The 23,664-nt window shown below is 41.4% G+C and carries 17 protein-coding genes and 1 pseudogene; 15 read left to right on the forward strand and 3 right to left on the reverse strand.

Annotated features, from left to right (window positions below):
- Positions 1 to 252 precede the first annotated feature (252 nt).
- The 3 genes from rlmD (at position 253) to rocF (ending at position 4,835) form a co-directional block, all read left to right on the forward strand.
- Positions 253 to 1,626, forward strand: a complete 1,374-nt coding sequence (rlmD, locus tag AAHB12_RS19140; RefSeq protein ID WP_342046531.1) for a 23S rRNA (uracil(1939)-C(5))-methyltransferase RlmD — start codon at positions 253 to 255, stop codon at positions 1,624 to 1,626.
- A gap of 756 nt (positions 1,627 to 2,382) precedes the next feature.
- Entirely contained in the window at positions 2,383 to 3,819 is a 1,437-nt protein-coding gene (locus AAHB12_RS19145) for an amino acid permease (RefSeq protein ID WP_342046533.1), read from the forward strand.
- A gap of 83 nt (positions 3,820 to 3,902) precedes the next feature.
- The gene (rocF, locus tag AAHB12_RS19150) at positions 3,903 to 4,835 is read left to right on the forward strand and encodes an arginase (RefSeq protein ID WP_342046535.1); all 933 of its coding nucleotides are present in this window, start codon (positions 3,903 to 3,905) and stop codon (positions 4,833 to 4,835) included.
- 85 nt (positions 4,836 to 4,920) lie between these two features.
- Here rocF and AAHB12_RS19155 read toward each other — a convergent pair whose 3' ends face one another.
- Positions 4,921 to 6,279 carry a sigma-54 interaction domain-containing protein gene (locus AAHB12_RS19155; RefSeq protein WP_425455960.1) on the reverse strand — a complete coding sequence of 453 codons (1,359 nt, stop codon included), beginning with the start codon at positions 6,277 to 6,279 and terminating at the stop codon, positions 4,921 to 4,923.
- A gap of 290 nt (positions 6,280 to 6,569) precedes the next feature.
- Here AAHB12_RS19155 and AAHB12_RS19160 point away from each other — a divergent pair.
- The 10 genes and pseudogenes from AAHB12_RS19160 to AAHB12_RS19210 all read left to right on the forward strand — a co-directional run.
- A pseudogene (locus tag AAHB12_RS19160) lies at positions 6,570 to 6,950 on the forward strand (aldehyde dehydrogenase family protein); the annotation flags it as partial.
- Positions 6,951 to 7,106: 156 nt separating this feature from the next.
- Positions 7,107 to 8,309, forward strand: coding sequence for an ornithine--oxo-acid transaminase (locus AAHB12_RS19170; protein ID WP_342046588.1), 1,203 nt, complete (start codon positions 7,107 to 7,109; stop codon positions 8,307 to 8,309).
- Between the two features lie 45 nt (positions 8,310 to 8,354).
- Positions 8,355 to 9,647, forward strand: coding sequence for a Glu/Leu/Phe/Val family dehydrogenase (locus tag AAHB12_RS19175; protein WP_342046537.1), 1,293 nt, complete (start codon positions 8,355 to 8,357; stop codon positions 9,645 to 9,647).
- A gap of 68 nt (positions 9,648 to 9,715) precedes the next feature.
- Positions 9,716 to 9,859 (forward strand): hypothetical protein, encoded by a 144-nt coding sequence (locus tag AAHB12_RS19180; RefSeq protein WP_165350912.1) that lies wholly within the window; start codon positions 9,716 to 9,718, stop codon positions 9,857 to 9,859.
- Between the two features lie 341 nt (positions 9,860 to 10,200).
- Positions 10,201 to 10,683 carry a Cys-tRNA(Pro) deacylase gene (ybaK, locus tag AAHB12_RS19185; RefSeq protein WP_342046539.1) on the forward strand — a complete coding sequence of 161 codons (483 nt, stop codon included), beginning with the start codon at positions 10,201 to 10,203 and terminating at the stop codon, positions 10,681 to 10,683.
- Positions 10,684 to 10,715: 32 nt separating this feature from the next.
- Complete coding sequence (locus AAHB12_RS19190; RefSeq protein ID WP_342046541.1) at positions 10,716 to 11,336, forward strand: class I SAM-dependent methyltransferase; 621 nt, start codon at positions 10,716 to 10,718, stop codon at positions 11,334 to 11,336.
- A gap of 6 nt (positions 11,337 to 11,342) precedes the next feature.
- Positions 11,343 to 12,797 carry a DEAD/DEAH box helicase gene (locus AAHB12_RS19195; protein ID WP_342046543.1) on the forward strand — a complete coding sequence of 485 codons (1,455 nt, stop codon included), beginning with the start codon at positions 11,343 to 11,345 and terminating at the stop codon, positions 12,795 to 12,797.
- Between the two features lie 439 nt (positions 12,798 to 13,236).
- A complete protein-coding gene (locus AAHB12_RS19200; RefSeq protein WP_342046545.1) occupies positions 13,237 to 14,712 on the forward strand; it encodes an NCS1 family nucleobase:cation symporter-1 in 1,476 nt (491 codons plus the stop codon).
- A 399-nt stretch (positions 14,713 to 15,111) separates the two neighbouring features.
- Positions 15,112 to 16,302 (forward strand): MFS transporter, encoded by a 1,191-nt coding sequence (locus AAHB12_RS19205; protein WP_342046546.1) that lies wholly within the window; start codon positions 15,112 to 15,114, stop codon positions 16,300 to 16,302.
- A 45-nt stretch (positions 16,303 to 16,347) separates the two neighbouring features.
- Positions 16,348 to 17,226, forward strand: coding sequence for a sugar phosphate isomerase/epimerase family protein (locus AAHB12_RS19210; RefSeq protein ID WP_342046547.1), 879 nt, complete (start codon positions 16,348 to 16,350; stop codon positions 17,224 to 17,226).
- A 234-nt stretch (positions 17,227 to 17,460) separates the two neighbouring features.
- On the opposite strand, the gene gntK is transcribed toward AAHB12_RS19210, so the two are convergent.
- Both gntK and AAHB12_RS19220 read right to left on the reverse strand, forming a co-directional pair.
- Positions 17,461 to 18,987 (reverse strand): gluconokinase, encoded by a 1,527-nt coding sequence (gene gntK, locus AAHB12_RS19215; RefSeq protein WP_379947835.1) that lies wholly within the window; start codon positions 18,985 to 18,987, stop codon positions 17,461 to 17,463.
- A gap of 90 nt (positions 18,988 to 19,077) precedes the next feature.
- Positions 19,078 to 20,421: a GntT/GntP/DsdX family permease gene (locus AAHB12_RS19220; RefSeq protein ID WP_342046549.1), complete on the reverse strand. Its 1,344-nt coding sequence runs from the start codon at positions 20,419 to 20,421 to the stop codon at positions 19,078 to 19,080.
- A gap of 259 nt (positions 20,422 to 20,680) precedes the next feature.
- On the opposite strand from AAHB12_RS19220, the gene AAHB12_RS19225 reads away from it, so the two are divergent.
- Positions 20,681 to 21,523, forward strand: a complete 843-nt coding sequence (locus tag AAHB12_RS19225) for a MurR/RpiR family transcriptional regulator (RefSeq protein ID WP_129730517.1) — start codon at positions 20,681 to 20,683, stop codon at positions 21,521 to 21,523.
- Between the two features lie 420 nt (positions 21,524 to 21,943).
- Positions 21,944 to 23,407, forward strand: coding sequence for a sodium/proline symporter PutP (gene putP / locus AAHB12_RS19230; protein ID WP_342046551.1), 1,464 nt, complete (start codon positions 21,944 to 21,946; stop codon positions 23,405 to 23,407).
- The last annotated feature ends 257 nt before the right edge of the window (positions 23,408 to 23,664 follow it).

The raw sequence follows: 23,664 nt of genomic DNA on the forward strand, positions 1-23,664 counted from the left end.
TATTGTAAGAAAGTATAAATTTCCAAGTGGAAGTGAATTCAGCGTAGTCGGAAATTTTGGAAATACAGTATAGGTAGGACTACCTTCTGTCTTCGTCAATCAGCGGGCTCTCTTGCTCGTGATTTAGAAGCTGTTGCTTTATAGGTGTAGGGTTTTGGAGCACTAGTAAGGTGTTGTATGAGGAGTTTTCTCTTTATAATTAAAATATGATAAAATGAACAGCAGCATAAAACTGAAAATGAGGTTGAATCAATGAAGATGGCACCACCCGTTGAAAAAAACGAGTATATAGATGCAGTATTTGAGGATGTAACACATGATGGTGCCGGCGTGGCGAAGGTGAACGGCTATCCTATTTTCGTTCCGTACGGCTTGCCTGGCGAAGAGGCAAAGGTTAAGGTTATTAAGGTGAAAAAAAATTATGCATTTGGGCGTCTTGTCGAGCTGTATAAAGAAAGCCCATATCGTCAAGAAGCGCCTTGTCCTGTTTATAAGCAGTGCGGCGGCTGTCAGCTGCAGCATGTAAGCTATGAGGGGCAGCTGCAGATTAAAGAAAAGCAGGTACGAGATGTGATGGCGCGCATTGGCGGCCTAAAGGATGTAACAATCCACCCTGTGCTTGGGATGGAGCATCCGTGGCTGTATCGAAACAAAGCACAGGTGCCAATTGGAGAACGTGAAGGAGGCCTTGTTGCCGGTTTTTATCGTCAAGGAACGCATGATATTATTGATATTGAAGCATGTCTTATCCAAGTTGAGGAAAATGATGTGCTTATCCAAAGGGTAAAGCAAATTTGCAGTAAGCATGGCGTTCAAGCTTACAATGAGAAGCTGCATAAAGGCACACTTCGTCATGTGATGGTTCGTTATGGTCAAGTAACAGGAGACATTATGCTTGTCTTTATTACCCGGAGCGATGAGCTGCCAAATAAGCAAGCGATGATTAAGGAAATTACAGCGGCATTTCCGAACATCAAATCGATCGTACAAAATGTAAATGAGAAACGAACAAATGTGATCTTTGGAGAGAAAACAAAGCTGCTTTGGGGTTCTGAATATATATATGACTATATTGGAAATGTAAAGTTTGCGATTTCCGCCCGTTCTTTTTATCAAGTGAATCCTGTGCAAACGAAGGTACTCTATGAAAAAGCGCTAGAGTATGCAAAGCTAACAGGAGAAGAAACCGTGATCGATGCCTACTGCGGAATTGGGACAATCTCTCTATTCTTGGCGCAAAAGGCAAAGCATGTATACGGCGTAGAAATTGTGCCGGAAGCAATTGAGGATGCAAATCGCAATGCGGAGCTAAATGGCATTAAGAACGTAGAATTTGCCGTTGGCGAGGCTGAGAAGGTGATTCCAAATTGGTATGAGCAAGGTGTTCAGGCAGATGTTATTGTCGTCGACCCACCGCGTAAAGGCTGTGATGAATCATTGCTTGAAACAATTATCGCGATGAAGCCAAAACGTGTTGTGTATGTGTCATGTGATCCGGCAACTTTAGCCAGGGATTTGCGCGTTTTGGAGGATGGCGGATTTAAAACCGTTGAAATTCAGCCAGTTGATATGTTTCCTCAGACGATGCATGTGGAAAATGTTGCAGTGCTTGAGAGGAACTTGTAGCCGTATAACACAAACATTTCTGGAATAACAGACCGAAGAACATCAGGTTCGTTGCCTGAGGATCTTCGGTTCTTTCATTTGGAAAGCAGTAAAAGGTAGGAGGAGTTGCACCGTCCCTCAAAATTTTGATAGAGCAGTGGTATAATGATTAGCTCGGATTAGCATTTACTGACTAAGCAGATGCTAATCATCGATTTTATATGAATCCCACATGAATTCTTAATGGGTAATCGGATAGGGGACATTACAGCTATATTTTATATTTAAAGTGACAGGACCCCTTTAATATGAGAAAGTAATTATAGTAAAATATTGTGAGAAAATATTGCAAATTAATGGGGGGAGAGAACATTATCAATTATGATCTTTTTGTATGCCTGTTTCCAACTAGAAAACGAGATCCAGGTACTGGTTTTAAGGCATTATTAAAAGTTTATCTTTATAAACGATAGATATTAGCAGATTTGTTTTATTATTAAAACCCGTTAAAAATTAGATAAATGGATATAGGGAAGCTAATAAATATTGTAGATAAACTGCCTTAGATGTCATAAAAATCTACATAAACCGCATGTAACCAAAAATTTTGCACTTAATATGCAAAAAAATTGTATATATGCATAAGAATTTGGCTGCAATCTCCGGAAAGTATTTAAAAATTCAGTTATTTTTTTGGCACGAAACTTGCATATGGAATAAATGAAGGTAAATGCTGGCTAGGTACAGTTGTTTACTATAATCGAAGGGGGAGCAGGAATGGAAAAAGCGGGAAAACAAGAGTATGAATTAAAGCGAGGAATGAAGGCAAGACATTTATTCATGATTTCATTGGGAGGGTGTATCGGTACAGGATTCTTTCTCGGGTCTGGTTATACGATCCATGAGGCAGGGGCGCTGGGTGCTATTCTTTCATACGTAGCAGGCGGCTTTATTATGTATTTAACAATGCTATGTCTTGGTGAACTTTCTGTAGCCATGCCGGTTTCCGGTTCATTCCAAACGTATGCAACAAAGTTCATTAGTCCTGCTATGGGGTTTGCAATTGGCTGGCTGTACTGGCTAGGATGGGCGGTAACAGTTGCATTGGAGTGCTTGTCGGCATCTCAACTCATGCAACGGTGGTTTCCTTCATCTCCCGCTTGGATGTGGTGTGCATTGTTCGTATGCTTGCTATTTTTGCTCAATGCCTTATCCGCAAAGGTATTTGGCGAGTCAGAGTTCTTTTTTTCTAGTATTAAGATACTAGCTATTATTCTATTCATTGTTCTTGGGGGAACTGCTATGTTTGGTGTTATTCCAATCAAAGGTGGACAAGAGGTACCATTATTCTCCCGCTTTTTCGATGAAGGATTGTTTCCGAATGGGGTAAGTGCATTACTTATCACGATGATTACGGTAAACTTCTCCTTTCAGGGAACAGAATTAATTGGAATTGCGGCAGGGGAAAGTGAAAATCCTGCTAAAACAATCCCAAAGTCTATTAAACAAACAGTTTGGCGGACCCTTTTCTTCTTTGTTCTATCTATAATTGTACTTTCAGCTCTTATCCCGAGGGAACAAGCTGGGGTTGCCGAGAGTCCATTCGTTGTTGTGTTAGATAGTTTAGGAATCCCGTACGCCGCAGATATAATGAATGTTATCATTTTGACAGCATTGTTATCCGTAGGTAATTCAGGCTTATATGCAGCAACTCGTATGTTGTATGCGCTTTCTAAGGAGGGGATGGCAAAGCCGTGGGTCGGCCAAGTAAATAAAAGGGGAGTGCCAATGAATGCCTTAATTATTACAATTGCTATCGCGTGTCTTTCGCTGTTATCAAGTGTAGTAGCAGAAGAGACAATATTCGTTTGGCTGCTCTCACTTGCTGGATTAGGCGCACAAATTGGTTGGATTGCCATTACAGCATCGCAAATTGCGTTTCGAAGAGCATACACTCGTAAAGGCGGTAAGGTAGAGGATTTAAAATTTAAAGTTCCACTCTATCCAATCCTTCCGCTGATTGCACTGCTGTTAAATTGTATTGTGATGATTAGTCTTGCGTTTGATTCGGAGCAACGGACCGCACTTTATTGCGGGGGTGTGTTTTTTATTGGTTGTTATATATTGTATGAATGGAAGATTAAGAGAACGCGTCAAGCAGAAACAAGACCGCAGGAAGTACAGCTTGAATCTAATAAAGAGATGATTATGTAAATGCTTCTGAGGGGCAACTGCAGGGGAGAAGCAATTCTTAGAAATAATTTATAGATTTCGCAGATATGGAGAGGGGAAAAAACATGAAAAGGAAGATAAGAGTAATTGGATGTCCAATGGATTTAGGTCAGACACGCCGCGGGGTAGATATGGGGGCAAGTGCTATTCGTTATGCAGGCCTTGTGGAGGAATTGGAGCATTTAGGATACGAAGTAAATGATATAGGTGACATATATGTAGCACCTCGTTCTAAGGATCAAGATGGTGTAAATGAAAAGTTGAAAAATCTACCCCAAGTACGTAATACGTGTGTACTTCTTGCTGAAGCAGTAAACCAGGCTGTACAGTCAAACAGCTTTCCGCTTGTACTAGGGGGGGATCATAGCATCGCAATTGGGACATTAGCAGGACTTGCTAGACATTATAGCAATTTAGGGGTAATTTGGTTTGATGCCCATGGGGATTTAAATACGGCGGAAACATCACCTTCAGGAAATATACATGGTATGTCATTAGCTGTTAGTTTAGGGTACGGTCATCCTTCACTGACGGAACTGTATGGAGCATATCCGAAGGTAAAGAAAGAAAACATTGTTATTATCGGGGCACGGTCACTGGATGAAGGGGAGAAAGAACTGATTTTTGAACAAGGTATTAAAGTATTTACAATGCAGGAAATTGACCGAATGGGTATGCCCCGTGTGATGGAAGAAACCATTGCTTACCTGGCCCATACGGATGGTATACACTTATCATTAGATTTAGATGGTTTAGATCCAAGCCACGCACCTGGGGTAGGAACACCGGTTATAGGAGGGCTGACGTATAGGGAGAGCCACCTTGCTCTAGAAATGCTGGCAGAGGCCAACATAGTCAAATCGGCTGAATTTGTAGAAGTGAATCCAATCTTAGATGAAAGAAACAAAACAGCGATTACAGCAGTGGAACTCATCCAATCATTAATGGGAAAGAGCTTGAAGCCTCAGCCTGTATTCGCAGAGCAAGTAAACAATTAACTATATTTATGCACACAAAAACGACCTGTTTTGGCAGGTCGTTTTTGTGTACTGCTATGGGGAAGACCGCGTCCTGTAGGGAGAGTTATCTTTCATTAAGTGTAATGTTGAGCTTTTTCATCCGATATTGCAAGCTTTGGCGACTTAGACCAAGCAGCTTTGCCGCGCGTGAGATGTTGTAGCTGCTTTTACGCAGTATATGCTCGATATAATGTCTTTCAAACAACCCCAACTGATCCTTTAAGTTGACTGTAATATCTAAATCCTCATTAATAAATGATTTAGTACTTGGAACAGATGCAGCCTGTTCTTTTGCCTGTATGCGGCTGCGATATTGAAACGGTAGGTGAGAATACTGAATAACATCTTCATCCGCTATGAAATTCATAGCTGCCTCAATTACATGCTCTAGTTCACGTACGTTACCAGGCCAATCATATTTAGAAAATAATTGAAGAACCTCGTCTGTTAAGCCTTTGACATCCATTTGAAATAAGGAGTTATACTTTTCAATAAAGCTTTGTGCCAAAAGAGGAATATCTTCTTTTCGTTGCCGTAAAGGAGGAATGAATAATGTTACGACACCCAGGCGGTAATATAAATCTTTACGCAAATGGTTATTAGCAATCGCATCGATCGGATCTTCATTAATATTTGCGATAATTCGCACATCAATAGGTATATCCTTTGTGTCACCAATACGCCGGATTGTTTTCTCCTGCAGCACACGCAGCAGCTTTGCCTGCAGGTTCGGGTTTAAGGAGTTAATCTCATCGAGCAGCAATGTACCTCCTTGCGCTTGTTCGAATAGGCCCGGGTGGTCAAGAGCACCTGTGAATGCACCACGCTTTGTACCAAATAGGAGCCCTTCTATTAAATTATCAGGAAGAGCGGCACAGTTTTGTGAAATAAATGGTCCTGATGCTCGGGCACTTCCATTATGAATGCTTTGAGCGAATAATTCTTTTCCTGTTCCAGTTTCCCCAACGATGAGTACATAAGAAGAGGTACGGGTTGCGCGTATTGCATTTTCAATGACCTCCTTGAGGTAGGGGCTGTCTCCAATAATGCTTTCGAAGGTAAATCTTGTGCTTCCCTTCTTTTTCATACTGCCTATTAATTGCTCCATCTTTGTGACGTCCTTAGCGATCTCAACAGCGCCGCGAATTTTACCATCTTCTATAATTGGAAAGGTATTGTTAATTGTTGTGATTTTCTTTCCCTTATTGTTGAAATACGTTTGCTTTACATTTACGGCCTCTTTTCCTTGCTGTACAGCCCGAACTAATGTACTCCCTTCTTCTTTAAAGGCGAATACATCGAGTAAGTCCTTATTTAACACATCCTTACTATCCATTGATTCCATTTGCATCATTTTTTTGTTATAAATGATCGTTGTTCCTGTTTCATCAACTGCATGTAAGCCTATATCTATCTCGTTCATAATTCTTTCATATACACGATTTATGTACTTTAAATGCTGTATAGATTGCTTAGAATATTCTGCCATGGCCCTACACCCCTTTATCTAAGTATCTCTTTTACTATTTAATCAAACATACTCCTCTGATGCAAAATATTTTTGCGTTTTTGAAAAAATAAATAATTACAAGCAAAAAAATATTGCATTTATTATTTGCGAGTTCCGAAAAGAATGTATATTTTCTCTGTTTCAAAGTTGGCATGAAAATTGCTTTATAAAATAGTGAAATCAAAATATTAGGGGGGAAATGTATGTCGTTTCCATATTCACATGAACAATTTACAAATTTTACAAAGGAATAAAATGTAAAAGAATTTCAAGAAGCACTATTATATGTTCAAACTCAGCTTGGCGCATCATACCCACTTGTAATTGGCGGTAAGCGTATTAAAACAGACAAACATACTATTTCGAGAAATCCAGCCAATAGGGAAGAGGTTATCGGCATTATGTCTATGGTTGATGAGAATTTAGCAGGACAGGCAATGTAAGCCGCACTAGCAGCATTTGAAAGCTGGAAGAAATAGGATCCGCAGCATCGTGCTAACATTTTATTTCGTGCTGCAGCCATTCTGCACCGCTGGAAGCATGAATTTTCCGCGTATCTTGTGAAGGAAGCAGGAAAGCCGTGGATGCACTGGGGCAATCGTCGGATACCAGCCATTTGGGGGATTTAATATGTCAGGTACGGATTCTAAGGCAGGCAGCCCTGATTATTTACTCCTTCATATGCGGGCAAAAACAACATCGGAAACTTTTTAAAATCTAAAGAGGGAAGGGGATATATGATGAAAACAATAGTGAATACAAAAAACATTATTAATCAAACAGAACAATATGGGGCGAACAACTATCATCCACTGCCAATTGTTATTTCGGGGGCAGAAGGTGTATGGGTAACAGATCCAGAAGGCAACAAATATATGGATATGTTAAGTGCATATTCGGCAGTTAATCAGGGACATCGGCACCCAAAGATTATTCAGGCGTTGAAGGATCAAGCAGATCGTGTAACCCTAACATCCCGTGCATTTTATAACGACCAGCTCGGTTCATGGTACGAAAAAATTTGCAAACTAACAGGAAAAAGTATGGCCTTGCCAATGAACACCGGTGCTGAAGCAGTGGAAACTGCGATAAAAGCGGCACGGCGCTGGGGGTATGAGGTAAAGGGGATCGAAGAAAATTGTGCTGAAATTATTGCATGTACGGGTAACTTTCATGGCCGTACAATGGCTGCCGTCTCGCTATCCTCAGAGGCGGAATATAAGAGGGGATTTGGCCCAATGCTACCGGGCATCACGTTAATTCCATACGGGGATATAGAAGCATTACGGGAGGCTATTAAGCCAAACACAGCAGCATTTTTACTTGAGCCGATTCAGGGAGAAGCCGGAATTATAGTACCGCCTGCCGGATTTTTAAAAGCTGCTTCTGATATATGCAAGGAAAATAATGTCTTACTCATTGCAGATGAGATTCAGGTCGGCTTAGCACGTACTGGGAAGATGTTTGCTTACGAGTGGGAGGATATCACTCCTGATATATTAATTTTAGGAAAGGCGCTTGGCGGCGGTGTATTTCCAATTTCCTGCATTGCGGCAAATAAAGAAATTTTACATGTATTTAATCCAGGCTCACACGGGTCTACATTTGGCGGAAATCCGCTTGCTTGTGCGGTATCGATTGCAGCACTTGAGGTGTTGGAGGAGGAAAACTTGACGGAGCGTTCCTTGAAATTAGGAGAGTACTTTAAACAGCAGTTACTTCAGATTTCAAGCCCAATTATTAAGGAAGTAAGGGGGAGAGGCTTGTTTATTGGCGTGGAACTTCATGAAGCCGCTAGGCCTTACTGTGAGAAATTAAAGGAAACAGGGCTGCTCTGTAAGGAGACACATAGTACTGTTATCCGCTTTGCACCGCCGCTTACTATTTCCCAAGCGGAGCTTGATTGGGCAATTAATAGAATTCACAATGTATTATCTTACTAATTATGAAATGGGAGCTTGTATTCTACTATGAATGAGGTGAAGTGTATGTCGTCTGTAAAAGAGAAGGAAGAGGTACTTAAACGGGAGGAAGAGAAGGATGGATCTGATGATCTATTTTTCTCTACACAACAGGTTATTAAAGAAGCACTTACAAAGCTAGGATACAGAGATGAGGTATTTGAGCTGTTAAAGGAACCAATTCGTATGCTTACTGTCCGTATACCCGTAAAAATGGACAATGGTTCAATCAAAATTTTTACCGGTTTCCGTTCACAACATAACGATGCTGTAGGCCCGACCAAGGGGGGAGTTCGCTTTCATCCTGAGGTAACGGAGGAAGAGGTAAAGGCATTATCTATTTGGATGACTTTGAAGTGCGGGATTACTAACCTGCCGTATGGAGGGGGAAAAGGCGGCATCATTTGCGACCCAAGGAAAATGTCCTTTGGTGAACTTGAACGGCTTAGCCGCGGGTATGTCCGGGCTGTTAGTCAAATTGTTGGACCAACGAAGGATATACCAGCACCCGATGTGTATACAAACTCTCAAATTATGGCTTGGATGATGGATGAGTACAGTCGCCTTCGCGAATTTGATTCCCCTGGCTTTATCACAGGTAAGCCAATTGTACTGGGCGGTTCGTACGGACGAGAGACGGCTACGGCACGAGGTGTGGCTATCTGTATTGCAGAGGCATTAAAAACAAAAAATCTGCGGTTGCAGGATGCTCGCATTGTTGTGCAAGGCTTTGGAAATGCCGGAAGCTTCCTCGCAAAGTTCATGCATGATGCGGGTGCGAAAGTAGTTGGGATTTCAGACGTACACGGAGGATTGTATGATCCTAATGGATTAGACATCCCATATTTACTTGATCGTCGTGATAGCTTCGGGATGATTTCACAGCTATTTCAGAATACAATTTCTAATGAGGAACTGCTCGAGCTTGATTGTGATATTTTAGTGCCAGCTGCTGTATCCAATCAAATTACAGCACAAAATGCACATCGTATAAAGGCATCTATTATCGTCGAAGCGGCAAATGGACCGACAACAATGGAAGCGACAAATATATTGACGGAACGAGGTATTTTGCTTGTTCCTGATATATTAGCAAGTGCAGGTGGCGTGACAGTTTCATATTTTGAATGGGTACAAAACAACCAAGGGTACTATTGGTCAGAGGAAGAGGTTTATGGGAAATTGCAACGTGTAATGATCGATTCCTTCGAAACGGTTTTTGAAACGGCACAAGCTCATCAAGTCAATATGCGCATGGCAGCCTATATGATAGGTATTCGGAAAACAGCCGAAGCAGCTCGCTTTAGAGGGTGGATTTGAACTATAAAACTCTTTCCTTTTGCAGTTTGTAGAAGGTAAGGGAATAACAGGGGAGGGGGAACTCCTTCATGTGGGTCATTACCGTGTATGTAAAGAATGATATTGAAATCTTTGAATTTGAAAATGAGAAGGAAGCAAAGGAAGTATATAAGGGCATACAAGGATGTAAAATTTTGTCCGAGATAATTTGTGAGCCGCTCAGTTCGTTGTGATCATCCTGCAATAATGTAATATGAAAGGGAAAATAATGGAGTAGAGGAGCAGGTCACTATGGGGACTTGCTCTTTTTTTGACTTATGCTGCTTATTCCGTTTTTCTTTTAGAGAATTCTGGTAAAGGATAGACTATGTTATATGAAAGGGAAGTTTTTTTGTTATATCTTAATTTCTGAAAGAGATGATGTTAATTAATCTAGGATTATTTATAAGTTAGTAAAACAATATTAATAGGGTATCGTACATACTCACGAAACAATTAACTTAGGGACAGGATAAGAAAAAATAGTACAATTTAGGATAAAATAGAGCTAAGTAATTGGAAAAGGGGAAACAAAATGGCACAAGGAAAAACGAATGCAATGCGGATGTTAGATGCGAAAAAGATGATGTATAACGTTATGACGTATACTAATGAAGATGGACAGATTGATGGTGTGTCAGTGGCCAGGAAGATTGGTAAGGATGCAAAGGTTGTATACAAGACGCTTGTAACGCAAGGGTTGACAAAGAGCTTATATGTATTTGTAATTCCGGTTGAGGCGGAGCTTGATTTGAAAAAGGCGGCAAAGGCAGCGGGAGAAAAGAAATTGGAAATGCTGCCTGTCAAAGATATTCAAAAGTGGACAGGCTACATTCGCGGCGGCTGCTCGCCAATCGGGATGAAAAAGTTATATCCTACCTTTATTGATGAAAGTGCCGCAGAGCTTTCCAGTATAGTAGTAAGCGGCGGGAAGATTGGGATGCAAATTGAGTTAAGTGTAGGGGATTTACAGACTGTTGCAGAAGCTGTTATGCATGATGTTAGAAAGACTGTATAATAGAAGTTTCTGCATGAGAAAATGAAGGAAACATGGTGATAAGGTTGGAATGGACTGGAGAACGAATTATTCCGAAGCTAATGAAGCCAATGAACGGGATGCTGCTTGAGCATATTGCCCGTTATTATTTTGCGATCCCTTATATAAAGGGGAGAGTATTGGATATTGCATGCGGGACAGGGTATGGCTGTCATATGGTAGCGAAGGATCGCAAACGGGAGGTTCATGAAATTATTGGTGTCGATGTGGACCCAGAAACGATTTTGTATGCAAATCGGGAATATAATCATCAAAAGGTGACATACATACAGGGAGATGCGTTAGATCCAGAGCTTCCGGAGAAGCTTGGGTTGTTCGATACAATTTTAAGCTTTGAAACAATTGAACATGTGCAGGATGACCAGTTATTTATGGATAACTTATATCGGATACTAAAGCCTGGAGGGAGGCTAATCTTATCGAGCCCATTTGGAAGAGGCAGGGGGATGCCTACGAGTGAGCCATTTCATGTTCACCAGCTCACACCGAAAGAGTTCGAAGAGCTTTTTACTCGCTTTTCCAGTATGGAGATGTATTACCAAAGAGGAGTAACCTTTGAAAAACCAAGGGATGACGTTCGTTATTTTATCGGCGTTGCAGTGTGCACCAAATAAGAAGGAGTGAAGATTTTGACAGATTTTATACAGCTTGGTGTTGGCCAGCATCTGCAGAGGGCGTTGCGTTCGCATGGGCTTGTTCAGCCAACGCCAGTGCAGGAATGGGCAATTCCATTCTTACTCGAAGGAAGAGACGTAGTGGCACAGGCGCAGACAGGGACAGGAAAGACGTTGGCATTTGTTCTTCCTATGCTGGAAAGGATTAAACGGGATGAGTCTCATGTACAAGCTTTAATTGTTACGCCGACGCGAGAGCTAGCTGTGCAAATTACAAGCGAGGTGAGAAAGCTAACCGCTCATATAGAGGGTGTTCATGTGCTCGCTGTATATGGCGGGCAGGATGTAGAGCAGCAAATGAAAAGGCTAAAGGGGTCGACTCATATTGTTGTTGCTACGCCAGGCCGATTGCTCGACCATATCCGGCGCGGCACAGTAGACTTGTCAGGGGTGTCGATGCTAGTGCTTGATGAAGCAGATCAAATGCTGCATATTGGCTTTTTAGGGGATGTGGAGGAGATTATTAGAAAGACTCCTGCAGATAGACAAACAGCCTTGTTCTCGGCAACGATGCCTGCTGAGGTTCGCAAGCTTGCAAAGAAATATATGAATAGTCCGAAGGATGTACGTATCCAAAGTGAGGAAGTGACGCTGCGTGATATCCAGCAGCTTGTTGTGGAAACAACAGATCGTGCAAAGCAATCGGCACTTAGGCAGCTGCTTGATCAGTATCGTCCGTTTTTGGCGATTATTTTTTGCCGCACAAAGCGAAGAGCAAGCACGCTGCAGGCTGCCTTACGAGAGCATGGTTACAATTCTGATGAGCTGCACGGAGATTTATCTCAGGCAAAGCGTGAGAAGGTAATGAAGAAATTCCGCGATGCCGAAATACAATATCTCATCGCGACTGATGTAGCGGCACGCGGACTTGATGTCGAGGGTGTAACACATGTTTTTAACTACGATATTCCGCTTGATACAGAAAGCTATATTCATCGAATCGGCCGGACCGGCCGCGCTGGTGAAAAAGGTGTAGCGATTACGTTGGTTGCACCGAAGGATCGCCAGCTGCTAGAGGCTATCGAAAAAGGGATTGAATCAGTGATTCCAAAGACAAGAATAGAGGGGCAGCAGGCTGAGCAAAGAGAAGGAACGGCACCGCGCGGCCAGAATAATCATCCGAAGGCGGAGGCAGCACCGCGTAGTAAGGCTGCTTCAAGGGCAAAAATGGATCGGCGCGGTGAGAAAGGCACTTCAAAGCCAAGAGCGGAGCAGCGTGGTCAGAGCGCATCAAGCTCTAGGACAAAACAAGATAAGCAGCCGAGAAGTGCGGCAAAAGCAGATTCATCAACTTCTCGTTATTTCGGTCAGGATAAACAAAGGCAGGATGCGGCGTCGGGAAGGCAGAGACGAGGAAGAGCTGCTTCCTCAGCAAATAAAGGCCGTAGCAAAAAACGTTAATGTATTTCCTTTTATATCGAAAAGAATAGTACAAAACAGATGTCCCATCCAGTTGATTAAGCCGGATGGGATATTTTTTTACACTTGATCAAATAGAAGACAGTTCATTGTATCTATCAACTATGCTTTTAGCTAAAGGCTTGTTGATTGGTGAGGCTTCTTTCAATAGTGTTTATTTGCCATCCCGGAGTTCCCGCTGTTAACCCTTTTTTGTGAAAATATGTAATTAAATCTTACATATATTAGGACTTCAGTCTATCAGATATATAGAATGAGGATACAAGGGAAGTAAACGTGACAAGTAGATGGAAATTCAATTGAAGCATTTTCAGTCTATCGGTTTCCCTTGCAGGCATTAAAAATAACTTTTCGGGGAGGAGATCTTATCTAGTGCCATGCAGCTAAAGCTGCAAGTCCATTACAATAGGGAGGTGTCGTATTGAGTAAGGCGATGGAGGATACGAGCAACCTGATAGAATTGGACCCGGATCTTTATAATGAGGATCTTGCCCCTGTTGCAAAGGAAAAGCGAAATTGGAGCTGGATTAACTTTTCAACGGTATGGATGGGCATGGTTCATAACATCGTAGCTTACGAGACAGCAGGAAGCCTGCTTGGGCTAGGGATGAGTGTATGGCAAGCACTTGGCACCGTTATCGTTGCGAATATTGTCCTAATCGTGGCGATGTGGCTAAACGGTATTGCTGGAGCAAAATACGGATTGCCGTTTCCTGTACTAGTGAGAGCCGCGTTTGGCTATAAGGGAGCACATATTCCAGTATTAGTAAGGGCGTTCGTAGCTATCTTCTGGTTCGCTGTGCAGGCCTATGCAGGCAGTAAAGCTGTTGGTGCTGTTTTAGGAGTTTTAATTCCTGGCTGGGCTTCTCTCTCTTCCTATCATGTAATTGGAATGGGCTTAAATGATGCAATTGCTCTTGTGTTATTTTGGGTGCTGCATGCCTATATTATCTCCCATGGAATGGAGCGCGTTAAATTCTTTGAACTTTGGGCGGGACCGCTCGTTATCATCTTAGGACTTGGCCTGGTTGCTTGGGCAATTTATACAGCGGATGGAATGGGTCCATTGTTTCAGGAGAAATCCACATTGTCTGGCGCAGAGTTTTGGAAGGTTTTCGCGATCTCAGTTACCGGGCTTGTCGGAACATGGGCTACTTTGATTTTGAACATTCCAGACTTTACAAGGTTTTCGCGGAGCCAAAAAGATCAAGTGGTTGGTCAGGCAATTGGCTTGCCGGGAACTGCTATTATCTTCTCTCTTATGAGTGTTATTATTACCTCTGGAACAATTATTGCTTTTGGAAGGCCAATTTGGGATCCAGTAGAATTACTGCAGCAATTTGATAATCCTCTTGTCCTTATTTTAGGCGCCTTCTCTCTTTTAATTGCTACTTTATCAGTAAATGTTGCAGCAAACGTTGTTTCACCAGCGTATGATCTTGTAAACTTGTTTCCGAAAAAATTGAATTTTGTTAAGGCAGGTTTGATATCCATTGTTGTTGCGATCTTCTTCATGCCATGGCTCTGGTTTGATAATGCTGGAACCATTTTTAATATTCTCGGTGCCATTGGCGGTGCATTGGGCCCAGTTGCTGGAATTATGATTGCAGACTTTTATATCGTACGACGAAGAGAATACAGTATATCAGCCTTTTATACAAAACGAGGGGTATATACCTATAAAAATGGCTGGAATCCAGCTGCTCTCATTGCGCTTGCTATCGGTTTAGCTGCATCATTTATTGGTCTGGTTGTCCCTGCCTTGGAAGTGCTGTATACGTATTCCTGGTTTTTAGGAATCGGCTTTGGATTTGTTTCTTATGTGTTGTTAATGCGTTCTGCAAGTCAAAGTATGTCAGAAAGCAGTGTAGATGATATAACGCCTTCTGTACAATGAGAAGGATATTTGCTTGCACTGTAAGAAAGTATAGATTTCCAGCCGGAAGCCACTTCGACGTAGCCAGAAACTTTAGGAATACAGTATAAGTGCAACTACGCCTCTGTCTTCGCCAAAGGGCAGGGCTTGCTAATCGGCGAGTTTTCTTTAAAACAGACCCGGTAATCCATGCTGGGTCTGTGTTTTTTGCACTATAGCATTAAAATGAAATGGAGCTGTTTGTTCTTACTGACAGCTACTATATACAAGCAGCGAAGCTTATCATGCAGAGATATAATACAAAATTAATAAAAAATTGATGTAATCGATTGCAAATAAACATAGAATAGATTATAATCAGGGATGTAATCGATTGCATCACTGAATGTAATCGATTGCACTTGGAATGGAAGTGATATATTGGGTACACCGAGTCTCATTAGAGACAGATATCTTTTTCTGGTTGTTTCCTTTATCTTTTGGTTTTCACATTTTATTTACATTCCTACCTTGGCTCCTTATGTGCAGTCGCTAGGGGGAAGGTACACATTTACGGGTATTGTTTTGGGAAGCTATGGACTCATGCAGCTATTATTCCGGCTGCCGCTCGGGATTTTTTCAGATCTCACTAAGCTAAGAAAACCATTTATGATTTTTGGAATGGTAGTGAGCGCGTGTAGTTGTTTCGCGTTCGCTCTCACTGATAGCTTAGGCTGGACACTTGCAGCTCGTTCGCTTGCCGGACTTGCAGCTGCGACATGGGTTGCTTTTACCGCACTATATCCGACTTACTTTGCCAGTCACGAGGTTCATCGTGCGATGGGCAGTATCTCATTCATTGTCGTTTTAGCACAGCTGCTTGGTATGAGTTTAAGCGGTTATGTTGTAGATGAATGGGGGTGGCACGCTCCTTTTTGGATAGGCGGGGTAATTGGTATTGCAGGTTTAGTGCTCTCATTACTTATTTTTGAGAAAAAAGAGGAAGTGACAAAGGCTCCAATCAAGCTAAAGGATTTAATGTCCGTTATGCGGGAACCGTTATTGCTCAAGATTTCCTTCTTATCTATTTTGGCCCACAGTATTATTTTTACAACAATGTTTGGATTCATACCTGCCTATGCATTGAGTGTTGGGCTGAAGACGAGTGATATTAGCATGATTGTGTTTTCATTTATGATTCCTCATGCTATCGCCACCTTATTTATGGGAAAGGTGCTTGTGCCTCTTCTTGGTAAGTGGAGATCTTTAGAGATAGCTTTCTTTTTCACAACCTGCTTTACACTTATAACACCTTTTGTTCAGACAAAAGTATTACTATGTGTGATTCAAGGCTTTAATGGCTTCTCCCTGGGGCTGCTTTTCCCTCTGTTTCTGGGAATGGCCGTTGAATCAATCCCGCTTGAAAAACGAGCCACTGCTATAGGAGGATATCAAGCATTATACGCACTTGGCATCTTTGGCGGACCGTTTTTTGCAGGGATATTAAACTCCATGCTAGGAATTGAGGCAGGCTTTTATTTTGCGGGAGCATTAGGATTATTGGCTACTACTCTAGTTCTTATTTGGAGAAAAAGGGAACATACTTATGAAGTTCCGAGTCTGAACAGATAAAGATAGCAATTACATCAAAACAGTTAAAGAAAGGGGAAATTTACAATGCGTTTAGCATACGATCCGTCACATTATCGTGATAATACAAATTTAAAAGATACAATTGAGACAGTTGCTCGATTAGGGTATGAATATGTGGAGTTCTCTCCGCGTAAAGATTTCATTTGGTTTTATGAGTATCCAAAGGTTGATAGACAGCTGATCAAAGATTTAAAAAAATATTGTTCAGATGCTGGCGTTAAAATCTCTTCTGTACTTCCTGTTCAACAATGGTCTTCACCAAATGAAGAAGAGCGTCAGGCTGCAGTAAGAAACTGGAAACGTTGTATTGAAATCACTTCTGACCTAGGAGTAGATTTAATGAACAGCGAATTTGCCGGCGACAAAAGCCGTCCGGTTGAAAGTGAAGCTGCTTTTGTGAAATCAATGGAAGAGCTAATGCCAATTTTTGAAAGAGAAGGCATCAAGCTTAATTTACAATCCCACCCTAACGATTTTATTGAGTTGAATACAGAAGCAATTCGAATGATTCGTGCACTGGATAAAGACTGGATTAAACTGGTATACTCTGTTGCACATGCTTTCTTCTATGACGATGGTATTGGCGATGTAGCAAAACACTTAGAAGAAGCAGGAGATTTACTTGCTCATGTTCTAATTGCTGATACTTTGAATCATAAAGCAGGATTCGGATTACGATATATTGTGAATCCTCCGAATGCAAACGTAACAATTCACCAGCATTTGAACCCTGGTGAAGGTGAAATTAACTTTGAAGCATTATATCGACAATTAAGAGAAATGAAGTTCGATGGCATTGTGACAAACTCAGTATTCGCTTACCCTGATAGACCAGAATGGTCCAACGAATTAACGTTGAAGTCCATTAGAGAAGGATTAAATCTACAATCCATTAAACTTTAATTAGCTAGCTTTTGCTAATTCTAGCAGTCCAGACTGTGGGGAAGATATTCTCCGCAGTCTGTTTCTTTTTACACTGTAAGAAAGTATAAATTTCCAGCGAGACGCGAATTTGACGTAGCCAGAAATTTTAAGAATACAGTATAAGTAGGGCTCGTCAATCGGCGAGTTTTCTTTATTTGGAAAATGAAAAAGAGTTGGTTCAAAATTCAAACCAACTCTTTTATGTCTTTTTAATTAACCTAATGTTTTTCTTTGAAAGTCTGCAATGGCATTGTATTCTTCATTCAGCTTACGGGAAACACGCAGGAAAATAGGAACTAATTCACGATATACTTCAACATGCTCTTTTATCGGACGATGTGTATGGGTAGCTCCTACCATGTTGGAAACAACACGAAGTGAGTCAATTTCTTTTAAGGCATATAGGCCAAGAATAGCTGCACCAAGGCAAGAACTTTCAAAGCTTTCTGGAACGGTCACTTCTTGATCGAAAATATCTGCCATCATTTGGCGCCATAGCTCTGAGCGTGCAAAGCCGCCGGTTGCTTGTACCTTCGTCGGCGCACCAATCTGCTCCTCAAGTGCGAGCAAAACGCTATATAGGTTGAAAATTACACCTTCTAATACAGCACGAATCATATGTTCTTTTTTGTGATGTAAGGTTAGACCAAAGAAGGAGCCTCTAGCATTGGCATTCCACAACGGTGCGCGTTCTCCAGCTAAATAAGGGTGGAATAGCAATCCATCTGCACCGGGAGAAACACGTGCTGCAATTCTAGTGAGTACTTCGTATGGATCAACCCCTAAGCTTTTAGCTGTTTCCACCTCAGCTGCGGCGATTGTATCCCGCACCCAGCGGAATGTCATGCCGCCATTGTTTACAGGGCCGCCAATGACCCAGTGGTCTTCGGTTAAGGCATAACAGAAGATGCGTCCTTTTGGATCTGTAACAGGCCGGTCTGTTACGGTACGAATCGCTCCGCTTGTCCCAATTGTTACAGCTACAACTCCAGGATCAATAGCGTTTACACCAAGATTGGATAGCACACCATCATTTGCGCCAAGGACAAAAGGAGTAGAAGGAAGAATTCCTAATTCCTTTGCGATATCTTCGTTAAGTCCCTGCAAGTAGTGAGTGGTAGGAGCGAGCTTAGATAGGTGATCTCTTGTAATGCCGGCCACCTCAAGTGCTTCCTCATCCCAATCCAGGTTGTGTAAGTTCATCATCCCAGTTGCTGAAGCGATGGAGTGATCGACTACAAATTCTTTAAACAGTTGATAAAATACATACTCTTTAATGGAAATAAACTTAACAGAATTTGCGAAAATCTCTGGTTTTTCTTCCTTCATCCAGCGGATTTTGCATAACGGCGACATCGGGTGAATCGGTGTTCCCGTACGCATGTAAATGCTATGACCATTCCACTTCTCTTTAATCGCTTCTGCCCACTTTGTGCTTCTGTTATCCGCCCAAGTGATACAATTTGTAAGAGGCTTTCCTGATTCATCAATTGCAATGACACTGTGCATAGCTGAGCTGAATGAAACGCAAAGGAGATCCTCCGGTTGAATGGAGCTTTTTCCAATCGCTTCTTTAATCGTTGCTAGTACTGCTTCGTAAATTTCTCCAGGGTTTTGCTCAGCAGTTAAAGGCGTTGGAGTTAATAAGGGATATTCAACTGTGTGGTGGGTAATTACTGTGCCGTCCTTTGAGAAAAGGACCGCTTTCGTGCTTGTTGTTCCAATATCAACACCTAACATATATCCAGTTTGCTTCATCATTATAGTCTCCTATCTATGTAGCATAGATCATCTATACAAGGTTAGAGGCCTTTTGCTACATTCAAATTGTTAAGTAATAAATAAACTAATCAAAAATACAACTACAAATGCTGTGAGGGAGCTTAATGTTTCCATGATTGTCCAAGAGCGAAGGGTATCTTTTACATCCAATCCAAAATATCGATTGATAAGCCAAAAGCCGGAATCGTTTACATGAGATGCAATGGTGGCACCGGCCGCTATGGAAATCGCAATTAATCCTAGAATGGGTCCTTCTAAACCAAGATTGATTATAAAGGGAGATAATAAGCTGCCGGATGTTACCATGGCAACTGTTGCAGAGCCCTGGGCAATTCTTACAGCGGATGCTATTAGAAATGCAAGGACAATGGGCGGAAGAGAAGAATGTTCCATTGAATTAGCTAATATCTTTCCTACGCCAGAATCCATTAGAACCTGCTTAAATACACCGCCAGCACCTGTGACAAGAATAATCATGCCTGCCGGCTCCAGGGCTTTGCTGGCAATCATTTGTACCTCTTGCTTTGAATATCCGCGTTTAACACCTAAAAAGTAAAATACAAGGATTGTTGAAATAAGCAGAGAGACAAATGGGTGGCCTAAGAATGCAAGGAATGTGCGGATAATATTTCCTTCTTGCAAGACAACCTTTGAAACTGTATTCAAAAGAATCAAAAGTAATGGCACTAAAATAATATTTGCAATGAGTCCAAAGCTTGGCAGTTCTTGATCATCTTCAATTTCCTCTACATTTATATAGCGCGGAACAGCCACATGTATTTTTTTTGCAATGTATTTTCCAAATAATGGTCCTGCTATTATCATCGCCGGCAAGCCTGCGATGGTTCCAAATAAAATGACCCATCCAAGATCGGCACCAATTAAATTGGCAACAACAATGGGACCGGGAGTTGGTGGAATGAAGCTATGGGTAATAGCCAGGCCGGCAAACAGCGGAATACCATAATAGAGAAGGGAGCGTCCGGTTTTCCTTGCCAGGCGGTAAACAATGGGGACTAAAACAACAAAGCCGACATCAAAAAAGACGGGAATCCCTACGAGAAACCCTGTAAAACCTAATGCCCAAGGAATTTTGTCTTCTCCAAACTTTTTTATCAGAGTTTTGGCAAGACGCTCTGCTCCGCCTGATACCTCAAGCATTTGGCCAAACATAGCCCCTAGACCAACGACAACTGCTACAAAACCGAGTGTTTCACCCATACCTTGTTGCATGGAAGCAATAACCTTATGTAAAGGCATTCCTGCAGCTACTCCAACAAGCAAACTAACAAGAAGAAGTGCGACAAACGCGTGAAGCTTCGTTCGAATAACTAAGAATAGAAGTAATGATACCCCAGCGGCAGTGGCTAGAATAGGTATAAATTCGGACATGGTAAGTCCTCCGATATCTTATAGAGTGTTACTGCATTAGGGCCTCTAAGTGCTCCACTCCAATCCCCCTTCCGATTCTTCATACAGCCATAAGCGTATTTGTTTCGGTTTCTCCTCGAGCCGAGGAGAAAAATTTTTCTGATATGTTCATTATACGAAAAAAAATTCCTTGTGCAATCGTTTCCAAGAAAAAAATTTCTTTGTTAAAGGATTTTAGTTATAATATAGAGTAAGATGCTGTGGGAAAGGGGTGAAAAAAATGGAACAGCCTCAACAGTGTTTCACTAGAATCCAGTCCTTTTACCCGGAGCTTAGTGAAACAGAAAAAAAAGTTGCTGATTATATTTTGCAGTTTCCAGAGAAAATCATGCATCAAACGATTACACAGGTTTCTGAGGATATTGGTGTAGCAACTTCAACTGTTTTTCGCTTTTGCCAAAGAATGGGTTTTAAAGGATATCAAGCCATGAAAATTGTATTGGCTTCTGAAGTTGCCTTGCCGATTCGAGAAATGGTTCAGGAAAAGATTCAAGAGCATGATAATGAAAGGGCCGTTACGGAAAAAATCTTTAATACCAGTATTCGGACCTTTAAAGATACGATTCAGATGATGGATTTTTCCCTAATCAAAAAGGCGGTAAAAGCTATATTACAGGCAGAACGGGTTGAATTTTACGGGATAGGCGGCTCAGGAATCGTAGCGCTTGATGCCCATCATAAATTTATTGGTTCAGGAATCACTACGGTAGCCTATACGGATCCATATCTACAGCTGCGAGCGGCATCACAGCTTACCGAAAAGGATGTAGCAGTCATTATTTCAGATTCAGGTGCCAATACAGATACGGTCCAAGTTTGTGAGGCGGCAAAAGAAGCAGGGGCTAAGACAATTGTCATTACTAATTTGACAAAATCCTCTCTCAATAAGAAAGCAGATGTCCTTTTGCGTACAGTTTCTAATGGAGTTGAAATGCGCTCTGAGGATGTCTTTTCCAGAATTGTTCAGTTAAGCCTCATTGACGCTTTGTATACAAATGTAATCAAAGGTAAAAAGGAAATGGGTCAGGGGCCAATGGGAAGGATTAAAAAGCTATTTGAGTAATATTTATACAATTAAATAAATAATTACAAAGAGACCTTGGATGCATATACATTCAAGGTTTTTTACATTGGAAGAGAGTATAAATTTCCAGTTGGAGATGAATTCAGCGTAGTCGGAAATTTTAGGAGTACAGTGTAAGTGCAACTACACCTCTGTCTTCATCCAAGGTCAGGGCTCGCCAATCGGCGGTTTTTCTTTATATTTTAAGGTTATTCCATCATTTGTAACCTCGTACTTCATTATAATTAAAATCTGCAAAATTTCCCCATAAAGAGGTGCTTTGAACTTGATGGGAATAGTTTCTTATTAGTCTTCAATACGCAGTGTTTCTAGGGAAAACAATAGAGTATATTATGTATAAATTATTGCGATATTCAGGACAAACCATTATATTAGAAAAGGTGAAAGGGGGAAATATAGATGAAGGTTGAGTTATTAGCTTCTATTGGTGTATACATGTTAGGCATGCTCATTATAGGTTACTATGCTTACAAGCGTACGTCTAGTTTGTCTGATTATATGCTAGGCGGAAGAACGGTTGGTCCGGCAGTTACTGCAATCAGCGCAGGGGCAGCCGATATGAGTGGATGGTTATTGATGGGGCTTCCAGGAGCCATGTTTGTTCAAGGAATTAGTGCGTCTTGGATCGCGATTGGTCTTACATTAGGTGCTTTTGCGAACTGGCTGTATGTTGCGCCGCGATTAAGAAGCTATACCGAAGTTGCAAATAATTCTATGACTATTCCAGCTTTTTTAGAGAATCGTTTTGGTGATGCTTCTAAGATGCTACGTTTAATTTCTGGACTTATTATTATGGTATTCTTTACATTTTATGTATCCTCTGGAATGGTATCCGGCGGGGTCTTGTTTGAAAACACATTTGGTTTGGACTACCACATCGGTCTTTGGATCGTTGCAGGTGTTGTTGTTTTTTATACATTGTTCGGCGGGTTTCTTGCGGTAAGCTGGACAGACTTTGTTCAGGGATTAATTATGGTAGTTGCTCTTATTATGGTTCCTTTAGTGACCGTTATGCATGCTGGCGGAATTGGATCAGCGTTTACTGAGATTAAAACTATTGATCCTACCTTGTTTGATCTGTTTAAAGGGACAAGTCTCTTAGGGATTATTTCTTTATTTGCTTGGGGTCTTGGTTATTTCGGCCAGCCGCATATTATTGTCCGATTTATGGCTATTTCTTCTGTGAAGGAAATTAAAAAAGCACGCGGCATCGGGATGGGATGGATGATCTTTTCTGTAGGCGGCGCTATGCTTACAGGGTTTGTAGGAATTGCTTATTACTCTAAGCAAGGGTTGAACTTAGCAAACCCAGAGACAGTATTTATTGAATTAAGTGAAATCTTATTCCATCCTATTATTACTGGATTTTTGCTGGCGGCACTTCTGGCGGCAATTATGAGCACAATTTCTTCACAGCTTCTTGTTACTTCAAGTGCGTTGACTGAAGATTTATATAAGACGTTTTTTAGACGCTCTGCAACAGAGAAGGAGCTTATACTAGTCGGCCGTCTTGCTGTTTTGCTTGTTTCAATTGTTGCTGTAGTGCTTGCTTACGGTAAAACAGGTACAATTCTATCATTGGTAGGATATGCATGGGCTGGATTTGGGGCCTCGTTTGGGCCGGTTATTTTATTGAGCCTATACTGGAAGCGGATGAACCGCTGGGGAGCTTTAGCGGGAATGCTTGCCGGGGCAATTACTGTTATCATCTGGACAAGCATTCCCGTTTTGAAGGACACACTTTATGAAATGCTTCCAGGATTTGCTGCAAACCTACTTGCTATCTATGTAGTAAGCCTATTAACTCCAAAGCCAGGTAGGGAGACGGAGGAAAAATTTGAGCAGTATAAGCAATCAGCTTGATCTGAAAAGATAAAGAAGGCTTGCTGAGATATTTGAGAGATACCGAGCATATTTTGTAGATATGCTCGGTATTGTTGTTTTATGAGGAAGAACTGTATGTTAGGTATTTTAAGAATCTATAGGGTAGTTGATTCTTTTAGTCATTATCCGTTATCATATAAGAAGTATCTTTCTATTTAAGCTACTTGTGTTAAATAGATAATTATTTATTATAAATTTCTTTGTAATCGATTACATCAAGAGGAAGAGTGAATATA

This window comes from Bacillus sp. OTU530 (genome assembly GCF_038440375.1).

What these genes read in the sequence shown, in the direction of transcription:
- rlmD (WP_342046531.1), top strand. Translation starts at nt 253, where the DNA reads ATGAAGATGGCACCACCCGTTGAAAAAAACGAGTATATAGATGCAGTA.
- AAHB12_RS19145 (WP_342046533.1), top strand. Translation starts at nt 2,383, where the DNA reads ATGGAAAAAGCGGGAAAACAAGAGTATGAATTAAAGCGAGGAATGAAG.
- rocF (WP_342046535.1), top strand. Translation starts at nt 3,903, where the DNA reads ATGAAAAGGAAGATAAGAGTAATTGGATGTCCAATGGATTTAGGTCAG.
- AAHB12_RS19155 (WP_425455960.1), bottom strand. Translation starts at nt 6,279, where the DNA reads ATGAACGAGATAGATATAGGCTTACATGCAGTTGATGAAACAGGAACA.
- AAHB12_RS19170 (WP_342046588.1), top strand. Translation starts at nt 7,107, where the DNA reads ATGAAAACAATAGTGAATACAAAAAACATTATTAATCAAACAGAACAA.
- AAHB12_RS19175 (WP_342046537.1), top strand. Translation starts at nt 8,355, where the DNA reads ATGTCGTCTGTAAAAGAGAAGGAAGAGGTACTTAAACGGGAGGAAGAG.
- AAHB12_RS19180 (WP_165350912.1), top strand. Translation starts at nt 9,716, where the DNA reads ATGTGGGTCATTACCGTGTATGTAAAGAATGATATTGAAATCTTTGAA.
- ybaK (WP_342046539.1), top strand. Translation starts at nt 10,201, where the DNA reads ATGGCACAAGGAAAAACGAATGCAATGCGGATGTTAGATGCGAAAAAG.
- AAHB12_RS19190 (WP_342046541.1), top strand. Translation starts at nt 10,716, where the DNA reads ATGGTGATAAGGTTGGAATGGACTGGAGAACGAATTATTCCGAAGCTA.
- AAHB12_RS19210 (WP_342046547.1), top strand. Translation starts at nt 16,348, where the DNA reads ATGCGTTTAGCATACGATCCGTCACATTATCGTGATAATACAAATTTA.
- gntK (WP_379947835.1), bottom strand. Translation starts at nt 18,987, where the DNA reads ATGTTAGGTGTTGATATTGGAACAACAAGCACGAAAGCGGTCCTTTTC.
- AAHB12_RS19220 (WP_342046549.1), bottom strand. Translation starts at nt 20,421, where the DNA reads ATGTCCGAATTTATACCTATTCTAGCCACTGCCGCTGGGGTATCATTA.
- AAHB12_RS19225 (WP_129730517.1), top strand. Translation starts at nt 20,681, where the DNA reads ATGGAACAGCCTCAACAGTGTTTCACTAGAATCCAGTCCTTTTACCCG.
- putP (WP_342046551.1), top strand. Translation starts at nt 21,944, where the DNA reads ATGAAGGTTGAGTTATTAGCTTCTATTGGTGTATACATGTTAGGCATG.